Source organism: Nocardia alni (genome assembly GCF_019038435.1).
Taxonomy (GTDB): domain Bacteria; phylum Actinomycetota; class Actinomycetes; order Mycobacteriales; family Mycobacteriaceae; genus Nocardia; species Nocardia alni.
Genome location: NZ_JAGPOX010000047.1, coordinates 22,884 through 40,729 on the forward strand (window position 1 = coordinate 22,884; position 17,846 = coordinate 40,729).

Annotated in this window: 14 protein-coding genes and 1 pseudogene; 8 read left to right on the forward strand and 7 right to left on the reverse strand. The window is 68.1% G+C overall.

Annotated features, from left to right (window positions below):
- Positions 1-35 precede the first annotated feature (35 nt).
- The 3 genes from JZ791_RS19350 to JZ791_RS19360 all read right to left on the reverse strand — a co-directional run bounded on the left by JZ791_RS19350 (position 36) and on the right by JZ791_RS19360 (position 2,429).
- Positions 36-965: a tryptophan 2,3-dioxygenase gene (locus JZ791_RS19350; protein ID WP_254205965.1), complete on the reverse strand. Its 930-nt coding sequence runs from the start codon at positions 963-965 to the stop codon at positions 36-38.
- Between the two features lie 234 nt (positions 966-1,199).
- Positions 1,200-1,616: a DUF4267 domain-containing protein gene (locus JZ791_RS19355; protein WP_216896556.1), complete on the reverse strand. Its 417-nt coding sequence runs from the start codon at positions 1,614-1,616 to the stop codon at positions 1,200-1,202.
- 171 nt (positions 1,617-1,787) lie between these two features.
- Complete coding sequence (locus tag JZ791_RS19360) at positions 1,788-2,429, reverse strand: hemerythrin domain-containing protein (RefSeq protein ID WP_216896557.1); 642 nt, start codon at positions 2,427-2,429, stop codon at positions 1,788-1,790.
- 119 nt (positions 2,430-2,548) lie between these two features.
- On the opposite strand from JZ791_RS19360, the gene JZ791_RS19370 reads away from it, so the two are divergent.
- The 3 genes from JZ791_RS19370 to JZ791_RS19380 all read left to right on the forward strand — a co-directional run bounded on the left by JZ791_RS19370 (position 2,549) and on the right by JZ791_RS19380 (position 8,917).
- The gene (locus JZ791_RS19370; RefSeq protein ID WP_254205966.1) at positions 2,549-6,487 is read left to right on the forward strand and encodes an ATP-binding protein; all 3,939 of its coding nucleotides are present in this window, start codon (positions 2,549-2,551) and stop codon (positions 6,485-6,487) included.
- A gap of 101 nt (positions 6,488-6,588) precedes the next feature.
- The gene (locus tag JZ791_RS19375) at positions 6,589-7,455 is read left to right on the forward strand and encodes an LLM class F420-dependent oxidoreductase (RefSeq protein ID WP_216896558.1); all 867 of its coding nucleotides are present in this window, start codon (positions 6,589-6,591) and stop codon (positions 7,453-7,455) included.
- A 745-nt stretch (positions 7,456-8,200) separates the two neighbouring features.
- A complete protein-coding gene (locus JZ791_RS19380; protein WP_308162992.1) occupies positions 8,201-8,917 on the forward strand; it encodes a uracil-DNA glycosylase in 717 nt (238 codons plus the stop codon).
- 100 nt (positions 8,918-9,017) lie between these two features.
- On the opposite strand, the pseudogene JZ791_RS19385 reads toward JZ791_RS19380, so the two are convergent.
- Positions 9,018-9,818: pseudogene (locus JZ791_RS19385) on the reverse strand (dolichyl-phosphate beta-glucosyltransferase); the annotation flags it as partial.
- Between the two features lie 884 nt (positions 9,819-10,702).
- Here JZ791_RS19385 and JZ791_RS19390 point away from each other — a divergent pair.
- The 5 genes from JZ791_RS19390 (at position 10,703) to JZ791_RS19410 (ending at position 14,647) form a co-directional block, all read left to right on the forward strand.
- Complete coding sequence (locus JZ791_RS19390; RefSeq protein ID WP_216896560.1) at positions 10,703-10,873, forward strand: TetR family transcriptional regulator; 171 nt, start codon at positions 10,703-10,705, stop codon at positions 10,871-10,873.
- 21 nt (positions 10,874-10,894) lie between these two features.
- Complete coding sequence (locus JZ791_RS19395) at positions 10,895-11,410, forward strand: thioesterase family protein (protein ID WP_216896561.1); 516 nt, start codon at positions 10,895-10,897, stop codon at positions 11,408-11,410.
- A 185-nt stretch (positions 11,411-11,595) separates the two neighbouring features.
- Complete coding sequence (locus JZ791_RS19400; protein WP_216896562.1) at positions 11,596-12,780, forward strand: tetratricopeptide repeat protein; 1,185 nt, start codon at positions 11,596-11,598, stop codon at positions 12,778-12,780.
- A 29-nt stretch (positions 12,781-12,809) separates the two neighbouring features.
- Positions 12,810-13,136 (forward strand): hypothetical protein, encoded by a 327-nt coding sequence (locus JZ791_RS19405; RefSeq protein ID WP_216896563.1) that lies wholly within the window; start codon positions 12,810-12,812, stop codon positions 13,134-13,136.
- Between the two features lie 476 nt (positions 13,137-13,612).
- Positions 13,613-14,647 carry an LLM class flavin-dependent oxidoreductase gene (locus JZ791_RS19410; protein WP_216896564.1) on the forward strand — a complete coding sequence of 345 codons (1,035 nt, stop codon included), beginning with the start codon at positions 13,613-13,615 and terminating at the stop codon, positions 14,645-14,647.
- Between the two features lie 507 nt (positions 14,648-15,154).
- On the opposite strand, the gene JZ791_RS19415 is transcribed toward JZ791_RS19410, so the two are convergent.
- The 3 genes from JZ791_RS19415 to JZ791_RS19425 form a co-directional block, all read right to left on the reverse strand.
- Complete coding sequence (locus tag JZ791_RS19415; RefSeq protein WP_216896565.1) at positions 15,155-15,349, reverse strand: ferredoxin; 195 nt, start codon at positions 15,347-15,349, stop codon at positions 15,155-15,157.
- A gap of 12 nt (positions 15,350-15,361) precedes the next feature.
- The gene (locus JZ791_RS19420) at positions 15,362-16,603 is read right to left on the reverse strand and encodes a cytochrome P450 (RefSeq protein ID WP_254205967.1); all 1,242 of its coding nucleotides are present in this window, start codon (positions 16,601-16,603) and stop codon (positions 15,362-15,364) included.
- Positions 16,604-16,743: 140 nt separating this feature from the next.
- Positions 16,744-17,832 (reverse strand): TIGR03617 family F420-dependent LLM class oxidoreductase, encoded by a 1,089-nt coding sequence (locus tag JZ791_RS19425; RefSeq protein ID WP_216896566.1) that lies wholly within the window; start codon positions 17,830-17,832, stop codon positions 16,744-16,746.
- Between the last annotated feature and the right edge of the window lie 14 nt (positions 17,833-17,846).

Below are 17,846 nucleotides of genomic sequence, written 5' to 3' on the forward strand. Positions count from 1 at the left end.
GGTCGATCCTCGTCACCTGTCTCGCACTCCCGATCTCATTGCCCGACCGCGACTTCGCCGATTTCCGCGCGGACCGCGAACAGTTCCGGAAAAAACGTCCTGTCCAAGGCATTTCGCAGGTAGCCCACGCCGCTGGATCCGCCCGTGCCCGGTTTGGCGCCGATGATGCGCATCACGGTGCGCAGGTGCCGGAAGCGCCACAGCTGGAAGCTCTCCTCCAGATCCACCAGTTCCTCGAATGCCTCGTAGACCACCCAGTGTTCGCGGTTGTTCTCATAGACCGTCCTGATCAACGGCAGCAGCTCCGGGTTCAGTGCATACGGCTGCGCCACCTCGCGGGCCGCCGCGGACTCGGGCACCGCATAGCCCAGACGCGCCACGCAGCGCCAGAACGCGTCGTACAGGCTCGGTTCGGCGAGCAGACCGCCGAGTAGTGCCCGCGCGGCCTGCTCATCCTCGAACATCTCGAGCATGCGCGCGTTCTTGCCGCCGAATATGAACTCCACCGCGCGGTACTGGTAGGACTGGAATCCGGACGAGTTGCCGAGAAAGCCGCGGAACTGCCCGTATTCGGTCGGGGTCAGGGTCGCCAGCACCGCCCACTGCTCGGTCAGCGTCTCCATGATGCGCTTGACCCGGGCCAGGCACTTCAGCGCCCCGGCGATATCGTCGGCGTCGAAAGCCGCACGGGCGGCGACGGTTTCGTGCAGGATCAGCTTGAACCACAGCTCGGTGGTCTGGTGCTGGATGATGAACAGCATCTCGTCGTGACGCTCGGGCCTGCTCAGTGGGCGTTGCACATCGAGCAGGTCGTCCAGACGTAGATAACCGCCGTAGGTCAGCGCATGAGCCTGGCCCGCCGCCGTATCGAGACCACCGGCCGAGACGAGACCAGCCTTCTCGTCGATCCCCTTGCGCCCCATCGCCTTACCGTCGGGCTCTGCACCCGGAACTACCTTCGTCATATTGCCTCGATCGATTGCTGAACACTTCGCCGCGTTACATAATCATGGCGGCCGCTACAAATATGTCATAAAAGGTGGTCCGGATCCAGCCCTCTACTACCCGACCGCGGTAGACGCAACGATCCGAACGAGCCGAGCGACTGAATACTGTTGGTGCTCAGTACTTGCCAGGCGCGACGAAGTCCGACCGACCCGTCAGGGTGATCCTGAAGCGTCGGCCGGACTCGCCGCACGTCAACTCATGGCCGGGATCGGGGCAGCGACGAGCTTCCCGGTCTCACGCAGCGTCAGCAGTCCGGTCAGGGCGATCAGCGCGGCGGTCGGGGCGTGGACGCCGAACGCGACGGCCGTGGAACCGCCATGCGCCAGCACGTTGGTCATGTCCCCGACCGGAGTGAGAGCCTCTGCCAGCAGAACCAACCCCAGGGCGCGGCGGTGACCGGTCAGCAGCAGGACCCCCAGAACGACACCGGACACGATGTCGCGGATGCCCTTGAGAATCAGAAACCCATCGCCGTCACCGGAGGGCCAGCTCGGCAGGCCGAAGCCCGGCGCGATAGTGCTGGGGGTCAGGACGTAGGACACCCCGATGTAAAGGATGAACAGGATCCCGGCGGTGGTCAGGGTGGTGTTGACGGTCTTGAGCGACATGATTGTCTCCTCGTTGGGTCAGGTCGGATTCGAGTTGGGAAAAGGGTCTGGTCCCGCAGACGCAACGCGCGTAACGAGCACGGCCGATAACGGACCACTTACCGCGTAGCTCTGCGGGGAGGACGGATCGCGCTCGGTGTCTCCGGATTCACCGGGGGTGGCTCGGACTGTTCAGGCCGCGCGGACGTGGCGGATGTGACGGACGTAGCGGGGGCGACCGATCACGTGCCAGATACCGCGGATCGGTGCGGGGAGGACGGACAGGAGTGTGGCGCGTTCGGCGCGGTTCGCGTCCTCCAGCACGAGGCCGAAGAGGGTGAGCAGGGTGAGTTTGGGTGTGTTGGCGACCAGGTGCTCGCCCAGGGAGGCCCATTCCTTGTCGGTGATGTAGCCGGCCGCCAGCGGAAGCAGGGTGGTCTCCTCGTCGTCGAGGTGTTCGAGCAGGACCGCCCGGTGGTCGGCGAGGGCGGCCACGAGGATGTCGCGCTCGTCGGCCGCGGCGGTGGCCTCCCACGCCGGAAACGCGGTGTCCAGTGCGGTCAGGGTGGCGGCGACGCGCTCGTGCTGCGCCTCCATGCGAAGGACGATCTCGGCCTCCAGATCGACCCGCGAGAGCAGTGGCGGCCACAGCAGTTCGTCCTCGCCCTCGTGGTGGTTCTTCAGTCCGAGCCGGTAGTCGCGGAAGTGGTCGGCGATCACCTTGGCGCGAGCGGTGTCACCTGGGACGACCGCCGCGACGAGCTCCATCAGCAACCGCGATTCGCGACGGAATACGCGGTGGACGATCTCCATCTCCTGGGTGTTGACGCTCATCGTTTCCTGCCTTTCGTCTGTCATGTCTTCGACGTGCTCGACACTGCTCGCCCGGGTATGGAGGGCACTTGGAGCCGACTTGGAAGGCTGGTCGCGGCAGCCGTACGATTTGCCAGGTCATGGTCTTGATCCGGGTGTTGGGCTCGTTCGCGGCCGAGGCAGGCGGCGCACCCGTTCCCCTCGGCGGGCCGCGGCAGCGCGGCGTGCTGGCCCTGCTGGTGGCGGCGCGCGGACAGGTCGTGCCCGTCGACCGAATGGTCGAGGACCTGTGGCGCGGTGAACCGCCCTCGCGCGCCCTGACGTCGTTGCAGGCGTACGTGTCCAACCTGCGCCGCCTGCTGGAACCCGGCCGCCCGCCGCGAACCCCCGCCCGCCTGCTGGTGAGCGCCGCGCCCGGCTACGCACTACGGCTGCCGCCGGACGCGGTGGACGCCTGGCGCTTCGAAGGACTGCTCGCCGAGGCCCGGACCGATCCCGGCAACGCCCGCGCCCGGCTCGACGAGGCACTGGCGCTGTGGCGGGGACCCGCGTTCGCCGAGGTCGCCGACGAGCCGTGGGCCGCCGCCGAGACCGCCCGACTGAACGAGCTGCACCTGGTCGCCCGCGAGCTGCATATCGCGGCGGGCCTGCGGCTCGGCGCCGCCGCGACGGTCGTCCCCGAAGCGGCGGCCCTCACCCGCGACACCCCCCTGCGCGAGGAGGGCTGGCGCCTGCACGCCCTCGCCCTGTGGAGCGCAGGCCGCCAAGCCGACGCCCTGGCCACCCTCCGCCGCGCCCGCACCACCTTCGCCGACGAACTCGGCCTCGACCCGGGCCCGGAACTGGTGGCCTTGGAAGAAGCAATCCTCAACCAGCGCACGGACATCCTGCGTACAGCGGTGCCGACGATCTCACACACGAAAGCCCCAGCAGACCACCGCGCGAAAATCCCCGCAGACACGGCCTCATCAACCGGCCCACACACGACCATCCCGATCGACCAGCACGCGACCAGCCCCGCTGTCTCTCGCACAACCGCCTCAGCCGACCCAACAGCCAACCAAGACGCCGCAGTCCCCGCGGAACACGCAACCACCCCAGCCAACCCGAACACGACCGCCGCACCCCGCCGAGGCGCCACCACCCCCATCGACCCGCACGTGGCTGCCTCAGCCAATCAAGGCGCGACAACCCCCGCGGACCCTTACACGACCATCCCGATCGACCAGCACGCCGCCGCCCCAGCTCTCCCGCGCACGGCTACATCAACCGACCAGGCGATCATCCCAACCGCCCCGGGCGCAACCATCCCAGCTGACCCGCGTGCGACCATCCCAGCCGGCCAAGGCATGACCATCCCAGTTGATCCCCACACGGCCACCTCGACCCACCAGGACGCAACCGGCCCTGTATCCCCCGCAGGCATTCTCCATCCGCAAGCCACTACGCCGTCGTCTCCACCCGACATCTCCAGCGCGGCGACCTTCGCGGAGCGCAGCCCCGATGCGGCAATGCTTGTGGGGCACAGCTCCAACACTCCAACCGTTGCCGAGCAGAACCCCGACGTGGCAACGTCTGTCGGGCACAGCCCCAGCGCCACAACCTTTGCCGGCCAGAGCCATGGCGCGACAACGTTTCTGACGCACAGCCTCAGCGCCACGACGTTTGTCGGGCGGGACAGCGAGATTGCCGCGCTGCTGGGGGCCGCGGGCGCGGCCGTCGCCGACGGGGCGCGGGTTGCGCTCGTCACCGGGGAGGCCGGGCTCGGCAAGTCGACACTGCTCGAGCACCTCGCCGCGCGGCTCGGGCAGGACGGCTGGCTCGTGGCCGCGGGGCGCTGTCCCGAGGTGGACAGTGCGCCGCCCGCGTGGGCGTGGGTGGAGACGCTGCGGACGGTGGCCGCGAGCGTTTCAACGGGACAGTTCGCTGCCGACCTGGCGCCGCTGCTGTCCGACACCGTGCCGATGAACGGTGATGCGGCTGCCGGGCGGTTCCGGCTGCGGCAGGCCGTGTGGAACTGGCTCGCGGCGGTTGCCGCCGACCGGCCGGTCGCCGTCGTTCTGGACGACCTGCACTGGGCGGACGCCGCCACGCTGGAACTGCTTGGCGGCGTGGACATTCGGGCCCCGATCCTGGTCGTCGCGGCGTACCGCGCGGACGAGAGTGAACGGCTCACCGAAACGCTCGGATCCCTCGCCCGCACCGCGCCGCTGCGGCTGAACCTGCCGGGACTGCAAGCCGGCGCGGTGGCGCGACTCGTCCGCGCCGAATGCGAGACGGACGACGCGACCGTGGCCCGGATCGCCGAGCGGACGGGTGGCAATCCGTTCTATGTGCGAGAGAGCGCGCGGCTGCTGAGCAGTGAGGGTGCGCTGGTCGCGCTCTCGCAGGTTCCCGAAGGTGTACGAGATGTGCTGCGGCGCAGGCTCGCACGTCTCCCCGAGAGCGGCGTGTCCATCCTGCGGCTGGCGGCGGTCGCCGGCAGGGAAAGCTCGGTGGATGTGCTCGTTCGGGCCGCCGACTCCGACGAGGACAGCGTGCTGGACGCACTTGACGCGGGCGTCATCGCCGGGTTGCTCGACGAGCCGGGGCAGGGACGCGTCCGGTTCGTGCACGCACTGGTCAGAGATACGCTGGTCGCCGACGTCAGCCGGTTGCGGACCACCAGGATGCACGCCCGGATCGCGGCCGCTCTGGAGGGCACGGGCGACGTCGCGGCGCTCGCCTATCACTACGCGCGAGCGGGATCACCGAAGGCCGTCGCCTATTGCGTCCGTGCCGCCGAGCAAGCCGAGGCGCGTTACGCACATGACGTGGCGGCCGCGCTGCTCACCGACGCCGTGGCCAACTCCGGCGATCCGGACGAACGCGCCGAGCTGCTGGGCAGACTGCTGCGCGCGCAGATCAGGGCCGGAGCCGTCGCCGCGGCCAGGGACACGCGCGAGCGGGCCGTCGAGTACGCCGAGTCGATCGGCCGCGACGACCTGATGATCGCCGCCTTCACCGCATGGACCGAGCCCACACCCTGGCAGGCCCGCACGTACGGCACGGTCGATCGTCCGATCGTCGGCCGCCTCCGGCGTCTGCTCGAGCGGACCGATCTCGCCGCCGACGTCCGATGCCATCTGCTCGTCGCATACGCCAACGAGCTTGTGGGCGAAGATGATCCGACAGTCACGACGGCCGCGCGGGAAGCGCTCGACCTCGCCGCCGATCCCCGGCTCCGGGCCGCGGCGCTCCTGATCCTGTCCCGCGACCCCCGGCAGAAGGAATACTCCAGGCAGCTGAGGGCGATCGGAGTCGAGCACGACCTGCCCGCCTACCGCGTGACCGCGCTGTTCAATCTGGCCGCGAACGCCGCGGTGACCAACGACCCGGCGACGATGCGTCGCCTGACCGAGGAGGCGCTCGACCTCGCCCGCGCGTACCGGATGCCGGAGGCGGTCGGCGCCGCCGAGATCGCGCTGGCGACCCTGGTGCTCATCGAGGGCCGCCACACCGATGCCGAGCGCCTCTACATCGAGGCCACCGAACGCATGGAACGCGCCGGATCCGTGCATGCCGCGGGCTTCCTGCACCTCGCGCTGGCGGCGATCTGGCTGAACGACGGGACGCTCGGCGACCATCTGGACGACGTGCGCGCTTTCCACGAGGAACTCGGCCCCCTCCTCGCCGACCTGCTCACGCTCGCCCTGCACGCGGCCGGTCGCGCCGACGAGGCACACCGGAGCCACACATCGCCGAGCCCGATCCGGCACGACTTCTTCTTCACCTTCCTGACGAGCCTGCGCGCGATGGCGATCGTCGCTCTGGGCGACCGCGACACCGCCGAGGAGATCTACGCGGACCTGCTCCCCTACCACGACGGTCCGCCGGCGGGCGCGGAGAGCATGTCGCTGGCCGTGCCTCCGGTCGCCCACACACTCGGCGAACTCGCCCTGCTCCTCGGTCGCGACGAGCAGGCCGCCGCCCACTTCACCGACGCCGCCGCCATCGCCGACCGATGGAATGCCCCGCACTGGTCCGCGGACGCCCGAGCGCACAGGAACCTGCCGGCACCGCGGGATCGCGAAAGATGACCGACCATATTAAACAGTTTCAGCTGTACAGCTGAGACTGTTTAATCTAGGCTGCTATTCGATCGAGCCGACAACTCCTCTCGAGATCGGGGCGTACCACCATGCATTACGGCATCCACTACATCGACTTCCTGCCGGGCGACCCGGCCGCTCTGGGCCCGACCCTAGCGCGCACCGCCATCGCCGCCGAGCAGGCCGGTGCGGATATGTTCACCCTCGCCGACCACTTCTTCCAGATGGAGGGTATGGGCAAGTCCGAGGACCCGTTCCTCGAGGCGTACACCAGCATGGGCTTCCTGGCCGGCCAGACCGAGCGGATCACCCTGACCCTGCTGGTCACCGGCGTCACCTACCGCTATCCCGGCCTGCTCGCCAAGATCGCGACCACACTCGACGTGCTGTCCCAGGGCCGATCAATGCTCGGCCTGGGTGCGGCCTGGTACGAGCGGGAGCACGTGGGCCTGGGCGTACCGTATCCGCCGCTGCGCGATCGTTTCGAGATGCTCGAGGAGACCTTGCAGATCTGCCTGCAGATGTGGAGCGAGAACAACGGCCCCTACGAGGGCAAGCACTACCGGCTCGCCGAGACGATCTGCCAGCCCCAGCCCATCCGCCGCCCGCCGATCTTCCTGGGCGGCAGCGGGGAGAAGAAGACCCTGCGCATGGTCGCGCAGTACGCCGACCTGTGGAACACCACCACTCCGCTGGAAGATCTGCCGCACAAGCTCGGCGTCCTGCGCGCGCACTGCGACACCCTGGGCCGCGATATGTCCGAAATCCGGCTCACCGCAGGCTATTTCATCGACCCCTTCGCCGACACCGACGCCTACCTGAAGTCCGCCGAGGGCTACGCCGACCTGGGCTTCGACCTGATCAACGTGGGCCCGCTGCCCGGCAACCCGGACCCGGCCGGCTGGGTCGCCCGGTACGGCGAGGAGATCGCCCCCAGGCTCGCCCAGATCGGCTGAGCAACAGCCTGTTTCGGTACCCCCGGGGCGGTCTCGACGGACCGTCCCGGGACCAGCCCACTTCGCATCGTAGGTTCCACCGGCCTCGTGAACTGTCCCGCGCAACGTGGCGGTCGGTGCCAGGTCGACATGGGTGGCGTTGCGCGACAAGCTGCCAGCGCTACTCGGCAGCCCGCCGCTGGAGACCCGCCATCGACATGGCGCCCAGAGCGATCGGTCACATCCCTCTGGCGATGAGGCCGAGCGCGCCGCGAACCCCATGCCGTTGAGACAGAGGAACTTCACGATTTCGACGTCGAACAATGCCGAGTGGGCGCGTAATCCACACCCGATTCAGCCCGGGCGCCGCCGGGTCCGTGGTCACCGAACTTGGTGCGGTCAGTGAGCAGCCGATGAATCCTCTACTCAGGGGATGCTCCCGCTCGATCCGCCCCGGGCTCCCGGCGTAATCCACACCCCGACTCCGGGCCGACACACTCTCAGATCCGCAGCCGCTGAACAACACCCACGATAGTGACCAGTCCGGGTATATCCACTGCTCAGTGAATGCACAACCTTGCGCGCCCCCGGCCCCGAGCAACGGGCGTACTCCCAACCCCGACCACGGGCCGACGCTCCCCCACCGGCGCCTGACAGACAGTGCGGGGCGAGTGTGCATCCGATATACAGCTGCTCAGTGGGTGTACACGTTGCTCGACCCGCACCCGGCTCAGCGCCTGATGGACCGCCGGATCAGAATGTCCAGGTGAAGGCGTGTCGGTCGATCGATGAACTGGACAGCGCGGTAGCTGATTGCCGCGCCTGTCCCCGGCTGGTCGCCTGGCGGGAGGAGGCCGCGCGCACCAAGCGTGCGGCGTATCGTGACGAAATTTATTGGGGGCGCGCGGTTCCCAGTTTCGGACCGGCCGACGCCCGGCTGCTGATCGTCGGGCTGGCGCCCGCGGCGCACGGCGGTAACCGGACCGGGCGCATGTTCACCGGCGACCGCAGCGGGGATGTGCTGTTCGCCGCGATGCACCGCGCGGGACTGGCCAGTCAGCCCGACTCGACCGGGCTCGACGACGGCTTGCACCTGCTCGGCACCCGGATCACCGCCCCGGTGCACTGCGCACCCCCGGACAACCTGCCCACCCCCGACGAACGCGACCGCTGCCGCCACTGGCTGATCACCGAACTGGGTCTGCTCGCGCCCGATCTACGCGCGATCGTCGTCCTCGGCGGCTGGGGCTGGCAGGCGCTGTTTCCCGCACTGGCCGAATCCGGTTGGACCGTGCCCCGCCCGCGTCCCCGGTTCGGTCACGGTGTGCGCTACCCGCTCACCCCCGCGCTCCCGGGCCGCGCGGAACTCACGGTTTTCGGCTGTTACCACGTCAGCCAGCAGAACACGTTCACCGGACGGCTCACTCCCGAGATGCTCGAAGCAGTGCTGGTCGAGGCCAAATCCGCCGCCGGTTTGGGGTGAAGTCGAAGGCATCCGGCCGAGCCACATCATGTGCAGCCCCACCCACCCGGGTTCCGGCCGTAGGCGGGCCAGACCTGCGCCCTCACGCCGCCAAGGTCAACGGCAACCGCGCGGTCAACGCCTTGCGCCCCAGTTCCTCTCGCAATTCGGCGACCGGCAGTTCGCCGGTGAGCATCGCGCGACGCAGCCGCCACACGCCTCGCAGGTCCTTGCGCGCGGTGTCCACGATGTCGACCCGGCTGTCCGGATCGTCGACCCAGTCCACCGGCACCTCGTGGATGCGCAACCCGGACCGCTCGGCCAGCACCAGAAGCTCTGTGTCGAAGAACCATTCGCCGTCCTGCACCAGCGGCAGCAGCGCCTGCGCGACATCCGCGCGCACGGCCTTGAATCCGCACTGGGCATCCGAGAAGTGCGCGCGCAGTGCGACTTTCAGGATCAGGTTGTAGCAGCGGGAGATGAACTCCCGCTTGGGCCCGCGCACCACCCGCGAGGCGGGGTCCAGGCGGGTGCCGATCGCGATATCGGAATGTCCGGACACCAGCGGGGCCACCAGCGGCAGCAGACCGTTCAGGTCGGTGGACAGGTCGACGTCCATATAGGCGACCACCTGCGCGTCCGAGGCCAGCCACGCGGTGCGCAACGCCCGCCCCCGGCCCTTGCGGTCCAGGTGGATGACCCGCACGTTGTCGAAGTCGTCGGCCAGGCCGTGAGCCACCGCGAGGGTGTCGTCGGTGCTGGCGTTGTCCGCGATGGTGATGCGTGTCGAGAACGGAAAGCTCTTCAGTTGCCCGAGCAGCCGCCACACGCATGCGCCGAGGCTGTGTTCCTCGTTGTAGACGGGGATGACCACGTCCAGGACCAGGCTGCGATCGTCGGTTCGTACGGTGTGCTCGCTCATAACCACTACTCTCGGCCGTCCCGCTAGAACCAACCTTTGTCCCGGCTGCGAGCTCCCTGTGTACCCGAAGGGCCGTGCCGCTGCCGGACGCCGGGTTCCTCCCGGTAGGAAGTTACCGAGGTAGTCGCGTGCGGCGATCCCAGCTACGGCAGATCTCGCGCCCGGGAATCTAGCAAATTACACTTCTAGCACAGGGCGGCTTATTTTCATACGCTGACAAAATATGAAATCCTGTTCCGCTGATCACAATCGCCGATCGTGGCTTCCGACTCGCCATAATTTCACTATCGCCACAGATCGAGTCGGGGCGGTCCCGCATTTTCCCGACCCGGACGGGCCGCTCGGAGAATCTCCGAAATGATCCCGGCATCCGGATGATCAGGCTCCGGATCACAGCGAGCCGACCGCGAACACGACGCAACGTATCACGAGGAAAAGATGCCGCCGATATCACCGCAACTGCCCGGCGTGTCGCATTCGCCGTCAATTCGTCGAGGCGTATCGAGACGGGCCGGCCAGACCTGAGCGAATGCCCAGAACAGGTGTGACCAACATCATCGGCAGGTCGGACTTGCCGCCCTCGCAGGCCAAAGCATGCGACGGACGGACATACCGTCCACGTTTGTGAAACAACCCCATTTGCTTAACCCGGAGGCAACCGAGGCGCAACTGATCAGTAGTAATACTTTCTTACGTTACATTTCGCCAGGTACTCGACGGGGAGTACGACGACGATTCCCGAACAACCTGTAGTATTTCAATCATTAAGGTGCGACAAATCGACGCCGACCCGTCATGCGGGCGGCATATACATTTCACCGCACGTTATTCGATTGCCAGGCGTACCGTACCGATCAGTTCCTCTTCTGCCAGAGAGCACAAGAATGCGCGAGTATATTCTGGATATCGCCCGAGATCTGCACCGCGATCGTCCCGATGCCACCGTTGATGAAATCGCCGCCGCCGCGCGGCTCGACGCCTCACACATCCACGACTATTTCCGCGGCATCCACGACATCAGGGCCGCCCTGACCGACGCCCCCGACCTGGTCTGACGGGAGAACCGGCACATGCTCATGACCACCAGCTCCGTACGCCGTCGACTGTTCACGATCACATTACGCCGCGCACAGCAGACTCCGCCCGTCGCCCAGCTCGGCACCCTGCGAGAGGCCATCTACCGGACCGGACCGCAGGATTGCGTCCAGACAGCGGGATCCGGCCCGGCATGGTCGAACAAGCCACCGGTCGTCGCCTCCTGCGCGGTGATCCGGCTCTGCGAGGAAATCTGCATGGTCGCACTGCTGGATACGATGCCGGAGGGGTACTGCTCCCTCGGCACCCGCCAGCACCTGGGCCACCTCGGCCCGATCGCCATCGGCGCGGAGGTGACGATCACCGCACGATGCGTCCGGGCACGCGGCAAGTTCAGCAGTTGGCAAGTGACAGTCCGTGATTCGCACGAGACCGTGGGCGAGGGCCGAATGGATTTCGTCGCGGTGCACCGGCCGCGCTACGAGGCCCAGCGGCTCGCCCCCAAGCACGCCGCACTCGGACACACCTCGAGCGCGATACCCTGCCCGACGTCGTAGCACTCCCCTGGCTCAGGGGCTCCGAACTCACCCGCGACGGGAACGCCGAGGGCGGATCAACCGCCCCGGCAGAGAATCGGTCGTCCATGTAAACGATTGGCTACGGTCCGGACACCACACTTGCTATATGCCATCATTCGGCGTTACGTTACACCAAACAGTGGCACGTAATGTAGCGAGTGGTCATGACGTTCGAACTCCTCCGGGAACCCGGGCCGGTCCCGTCGCTCGCCGCGCCGGCCCGGGATACACCGGCGCCGGAGTGGACGAGCCCGAGCCGGCGCGAGCCCGAGCGGCCCGCCGAGCCGTCCTCGGGTGAATTCAACCGCGCCCGAGGCGATTTCGGCATCGACATGCTGGTCGTGCACCTCGACGGCATGGTCGACGGCGTCCACCGCTCCCCCTCGCTCGACGCACCCCAGGTGGTCGCCGCGCTGCCGGTGCCGCGGCTGGACAGCCGGGACCCCAGCTGCGCGCTGCTGGCCAACCTGCAGCACACGCATGCTCGCCATGCCCTGAACATGCTGCAGCGCATTCCCTTCCGCGCCGACGCGAATCCGAGCGTGCCGGGCTCCTTCGAATTCGAGGCGTCCCTCCAGCTGATCCGGGTGCTGCTCGAGCTGGGTGAGACGCGAACCGCCCGCGCCGCACTGGAATCCCTGCGGCCGCACTGCGTCGGCGACTGGCGCATCGCCTGGTACACCGCGATCGCCGCGCGGCTGGACACCGAGTATCGAAGGGCACACCGGCAATTCGACATCGTGCGGGCGATGCTTCCGGACGAGTCCGCGCCCAGTCTGGCGATGGCCGCGACAGCGGAGCTGCTGGTGCGCTCGCGCGGACCGTACGCGGACGGCGACGACTGGCAGCAGGCGTCGATCGAGAACTACCGGCGCGCATGGCAGACCGATCGCCGCGCGGCCAGTGCCGCCTTCGGCCTGGCCCGGCGGCTGGCCGAGGGCGGCGCGATCCCGGCGGCGATCGCCGTGCTGGACGAATTACCCACGGCCTCACCGCATCGCACCACCGCCGGGCTGGCCGGATGTCTGCTGCAGGTCTCGGTCCCCTTGCATCGGCTCACCGAGAAGGATCTGCGGGTCGCGGCCGGACGGCTGGCCGACCTGTCCGGCACGCCGCGCTATCTGCCGACCCGCGTCGTGCTGCTGTGGGCGACGCTGGCGTGGCTGCTGGCCGGTGGGCAGGTGCGCGATCCGAAGAAGGCGATCCTCGAGACCCCCGCGACCGAATCGGGGCTGCGGTCCGGTCTCGAGGCGGGCCTGCGCGCACTCGCGCGCACGGCCGACGACACCGATTACCGAATCCGCCTGGTGGATTTGGCGAATCGTGTCAGACCACGCACGTGGTTATAAGGCACTAACAGTTCGGAAGGATGCAACTCATGGGCACGTGGAGTGTGGGATCAGTGGTGCTCATCACGCTCGCCGGCTGCGGATTCGCGTTGGTCGGGCTCTCACTGCTGTGGTCCGCCCGACCACGCCGGGCCACCATCGCCGGCCATCGGACCCCCCTGGCCCGCCGCGAGGCCAAGACCTGGAGCTGGCCGCCGGGATGGTCGTGCTCGAAACCCGATCGCGCCCTCACGGTCGCCGAGGCCCACCTCACCATGCAGATGCACCGCGAACACTCGTGCGCCCGCAAGCGCGCGGCGTTCGAGACCCTGATCACGGCGGGGCGCATCACACCGGACTCGTCCCGGCTGTACTGACCGAGCTGCGCAGCCATGCAGAGGTGCGAGGCAAACGGGACGACACCGGAGGTCAGCCGGAGCGACGGCCGACCCCAGCTCCTGCTCGGGCTGGGGGGCGAGGCGAACGGGACGACACCGGGGGCCAGCCGGACCGGATCCGCGAGCGATGACGTCCGCGTCGAGGGCCCCGATACGTCCGAATCTAGCCGTCCAGCCACCACGGCTCTCATCCGAGGTCGGCGGGGTCGTCTTGCCGACAGGCGGGATCGTGCGGACAACGTCCGTTCGATCCCGCCGCGTAGGCATAATCGGGCCTGTCCCCGCTCTTCGGCGCTGTCGCCGGAACCTGCCGATCGGTGTCCGACTCGTCTCGCACTGATACGCCGAGTTCCTCCTGTCGCGACGAACGAATCCGTCCACCCGGTACGCGACAGACATCCGCGCCTCGCCTAGCCTCGAGTGACCGGACATCACACAGGAAGGCCGGCGCTGCCATGGAGATCGCGGTCGGGCTCGATCAGGGCCTGGGATTGTCGTGGGACGAACATCGTGAGCTGGCGCGGCATGCCGCTCGGCTCGGTTATCAGAGCGTCTGGACCAATGCCGGGATGGGCCGCGATCCGCTGCACGTCTGCGCGCAGTGGTCGGTGGCCAGCGCGGAGGTCGTGCCCGGCGGCATCGGCACCGGGATATCCGTGCTGCCGGTCGGTCAATGGTCCGTGCCCGCGCTGGCGGCCAGCGCGGCGGCGGTCGGCGAGATCAGCGGCGGGAAATTCGTGCTCGGCATCGGGTCCGGCGCGTTGCACACCCCGTTCTACCGCCGGTCACTGGGCCTGCGCGACGACCTGCGCCCGCTCGGCACGATGCGCGAATGGCTGGAAACCCTGCGTCCCCTGCTGGCCGGACAGACCGTCGAACACGAGGGTAAGGCCGTCACACTGCACGGCTTCGCACTCGCCTCGGCCCCGAACCGGGTGCCGGTGATACTCGGCGCACTCGGCCCGAAGATGCTCGCACTGGCAGGACAGGCCGCCGACGGCGCGTCGTTCAACTGGTGCACCCCCGAACAGGTGGCGGCCAACCGCGAGGTCGTGGCGCAGGGGGCGAGGGCGGCCGGTCGCGACCCGGGCGAGGTCACCATGACCGAGTACATCCGCATCTGCGTGGACGACGATGTGGACGCGGCCCGCCGCGCCCTCGTCGAGGCGCTCATAGGGTATGCGCTGGCCTGGCCCGGCGTGAACAAGGAACTCGGCTACCGCGGCCACTTCGGCCGGATGGGCTTCGACGAGGTGCTGACCGACCTGGAAAACCGCCGCGACCAGGGTGCGTCCCAGGACGAGCTGATCGATGCGTTCCCCGACGAATTGGCCACGCAGGTCGGCTATTTCGGCCCGGCCTCCGGCGCCGGCGCCGCATTCCGCCGTATGGCAGAGGGTTTGGACAGCGCGATCGTCCGGGTGGTGCCCGCGCGACCGGGAGTGGACGCCGTGACCGCGGTCATGGACGCATGCCGGCCGACCCCGTAGATCCGCTCCGCTGAAAGATCGGACACTGTCTCGATAGATCCGGATATCCCGCACATGCACAGGGCGGATCTATCGAGGCTGTGCGCTGCGATCCGCACCGGTTACAGCTGATCGGACCGAATACACCGCCTGCGGCTGAGACGGCGAATTCTGAAGTCGCTCATCGGATCCATCGAGGCTGTGCGCTGCGATCTCCGGGTTGCCGCTGATCGGACCGAATACACTGCCCGCGGCTGAGACGGCGAATTCTGAAGTCGCTCATCGGTTGCCGGACGGCATCTGGTACAGCAATCGCCACGCTCAACCTGACGATAGGGTTATGACCAGCACCGATGCGGCAGTGCCAGCGGCGCCGCTTGCGCCGCCGGAATTCGCCGATCCAATCACCCCCCGACAGGGTCGAGGGGCGTCCTGTGCCGCCCGACACCTGGGGAGTATCCGGGCCAATTGTATTCCAGCACCGGCACTGTGGACAGAGCTCGATCCTGGCATGCCGAGCCTCGCGAGTCAGTCCTCGACGCCGATCGCCAGCGCGGGGCAGATGGCCGCGGCCTCGCGGACTCGATCGGCCAGCTCCGCCGAAGGCTCGGCGTTCAGCAGCACGACGATTCCGTCCTCGTCCCGCTGGTCGAAGACCTCGGCCACGGCCAGCACGCACTGGCCGGAGCCGATGCACTTCTCCTGGTCGACAGTTACTTTCATGGAAAACCTTTCTTACCAGGCGACCGGAAGCTCATAGACGCCATAGACGAAACCATCGTGTTTGAACTGGATCTGCTCGAATTCGGTGGCCAGGCGCAGGGTCGGGATGCGCCGGTACAGGGTGCCGTAGACGACCTGGAGCTCCATCCGCGCCAGCGGCTGGCCGAGGCATTGGTGCACACCGAATCCGAACGCTACATGACGACGCGCGTCGCGGCGCAGGTCGAGCCGGTCGGGATCGTCGAAGACCTCGGGATCGCGGTTGCCGATGTCGTTGGCCAGGACGATGCCCTCACCGGCCCGCAGCGTCACGCCGTCGACCTCGACATCCCCGGTCAGCGCGCGGCGGCGACCGGTGTGCGTGATGTTCAGGTAGCGCAGGAGTTCCTCGACCGCCGAGGCGAGGGTGGCCTGGTCCGGGGAGTCGTGCAGAATCGCCAGCTGGTCCGGATGCTGGAGCAGCGCAAGGGTTCCCAGTGCGATCATATTGGCGGTCGTCTCGTGGCCGGCGATGAGCAGCAGGCGGGCCAGCTGGGCCGCGTCCTCGCGGGTCAGCTCGCCGGTCGAGATCCGCTGCACCGCGAGTTCGGACAGCAGATCGTCCTGTGGGTCGGCGACCTTGCGGCCGACCAGCTCGTCGAGATACTCGTGCAACCGCTGCGAGGCCGCCGCGCGCACATCGGGCGGTGTGTCGCGCTTGATCAGCACGCGGGTGTTGGTCTGGAAGAAGTCGTGGTCGGCGTAGGGAACGCCCAGCAGGCGGCAGATCACCAGGGAGGGCACCGGCAGCGCGAACGCCTCGACCAGATCGGCGGGATTCGGCCCGGCCAGCATCTGGTCGATCAGCTCGTCCACGATCTGCTGCACCGCCGGGCGCATCGCCTCGACCCGCTTGATCATGAACGGCGCGGTCACCATCCGGCGCAGCCGCGCATGCTCCGGATCGTCCATCGAGATGAAGCTCAGCCCGGGACGCTGCCCGTCGGGCTGCGCGATCGGCGCCGCCTGACGAGGAAATCCGGGTGCGTTGACATCGGCGCTGACCCGGGGATCGGCCAGCAGTCTGCGCTGGTCCTCGAAGCGGGTGACCAGCCATGCCTCCTGCCCGTCCCAGACCTTGACCTTGCGCAGCGGCCCCTGCTGTTGGTAGTCGCGCAGCTCACTGGGCGGGTCGAACGGGCAGTTCGCCGCGCGCGGCATCGGGTATTCGGGGAGTTCGTCGGCGGACGCGTCAGTCGGGATCATCGTGGTCATTCGTTATCTCCCAGCACTTTTCGGACTTTCGAGAAACTTTCGACGGCCGGTCGTACCACCACGATAGGCCGAACCGGGCGGCGGCGCAGCGTTGCGCCGTCCACCCGGTCGATTCCTCGAACTTGCTGTGCCCGAAACATTTACACCGGACGCCCCACGGCGGCGTCGCGCTCGGCCGCGGTACAACGCCTGCGTACGTCGGCGGCCAGATCCGCGGCCGCCTCCGGATCCAACCCCGCGGGCCGGAACGACATCCGGGTGAGCAGACCGCCGAAGCGAGCGGCCAACCGCTCCGGAACCTCGTGTACAGCTGCGATGACCGCGAATTCGGCAAGGATGTCGTCGGTGATCAGCCGCGACATCTCGGTCCAGCGACCGGCCTTCGACAGCGCGGTCAGCTCCTCGCTGAGCCCCTCCCAGCCGTGCAACTCGAACAGTCCGCGGTAGGAGGGGGTGGAGGCGTAGAACGCGATCCGCTCACGCAGGGCCGGAATCTCCTGGGCCATCTGCTGATCGGAGCCGGTGACCACGAACGGCGTTGCGACGATATCGAATCCACTCGTGACCGAACCGTCCGGAACCGCCTCGCCCGATGTCACACCGCCCGGGGCCGCGGTGGCGCGCACCCGGCCCGCTGCCAGCGCGGGAAGCGTGCGTTCCCTGATCCACCGCGCGGTGGTGAACCCGTGGCACAGGAACCCGTCGGCGACCTCGCCGGCGACCCTGGTCATCGCATCGCCCACACCTGCCACCAATATCCGTGGCGGATCGAGATCGGTTGCGGGCGAGGCGAAGTCGCGCGGCATCAGGGTATGGCGATAGTACTCGCCCTCGAAGCGCAGCGGGCTGCCGTCACCCCAGGCCGCCCAGATCGCGCGCAGGGCCAGCACATACTCACGCATCTGCGGCGCGGGTCGTCCCCAGGGCATCGAGAACCGGCGCACCACATGCGCTTTCACCTGCGATCCCAGCCCCAGCCACATCCGGCCGCCGGAATGCTGCTGCAGATCGGCGGCGGTATAGGCCAGCGTCATCGGCGAGCGGGCGAAGGCCACGGCGATGGAGGTCCCCAGGTCGATACGGTCGGTGGCCTCCGCGGCCAGTGCCAGCGGCAGGAACGGGTCCTGGTTCATCTCCCCGACCCACAGGCCGTCGTAGCCGCGGCGTTCCAGCCGCCGCGCCTGCGCGGTCGCGCCGGCCAGTCCCCCGATCGTCGCGTCGACCTTCACCTCGTGCTCCTGCG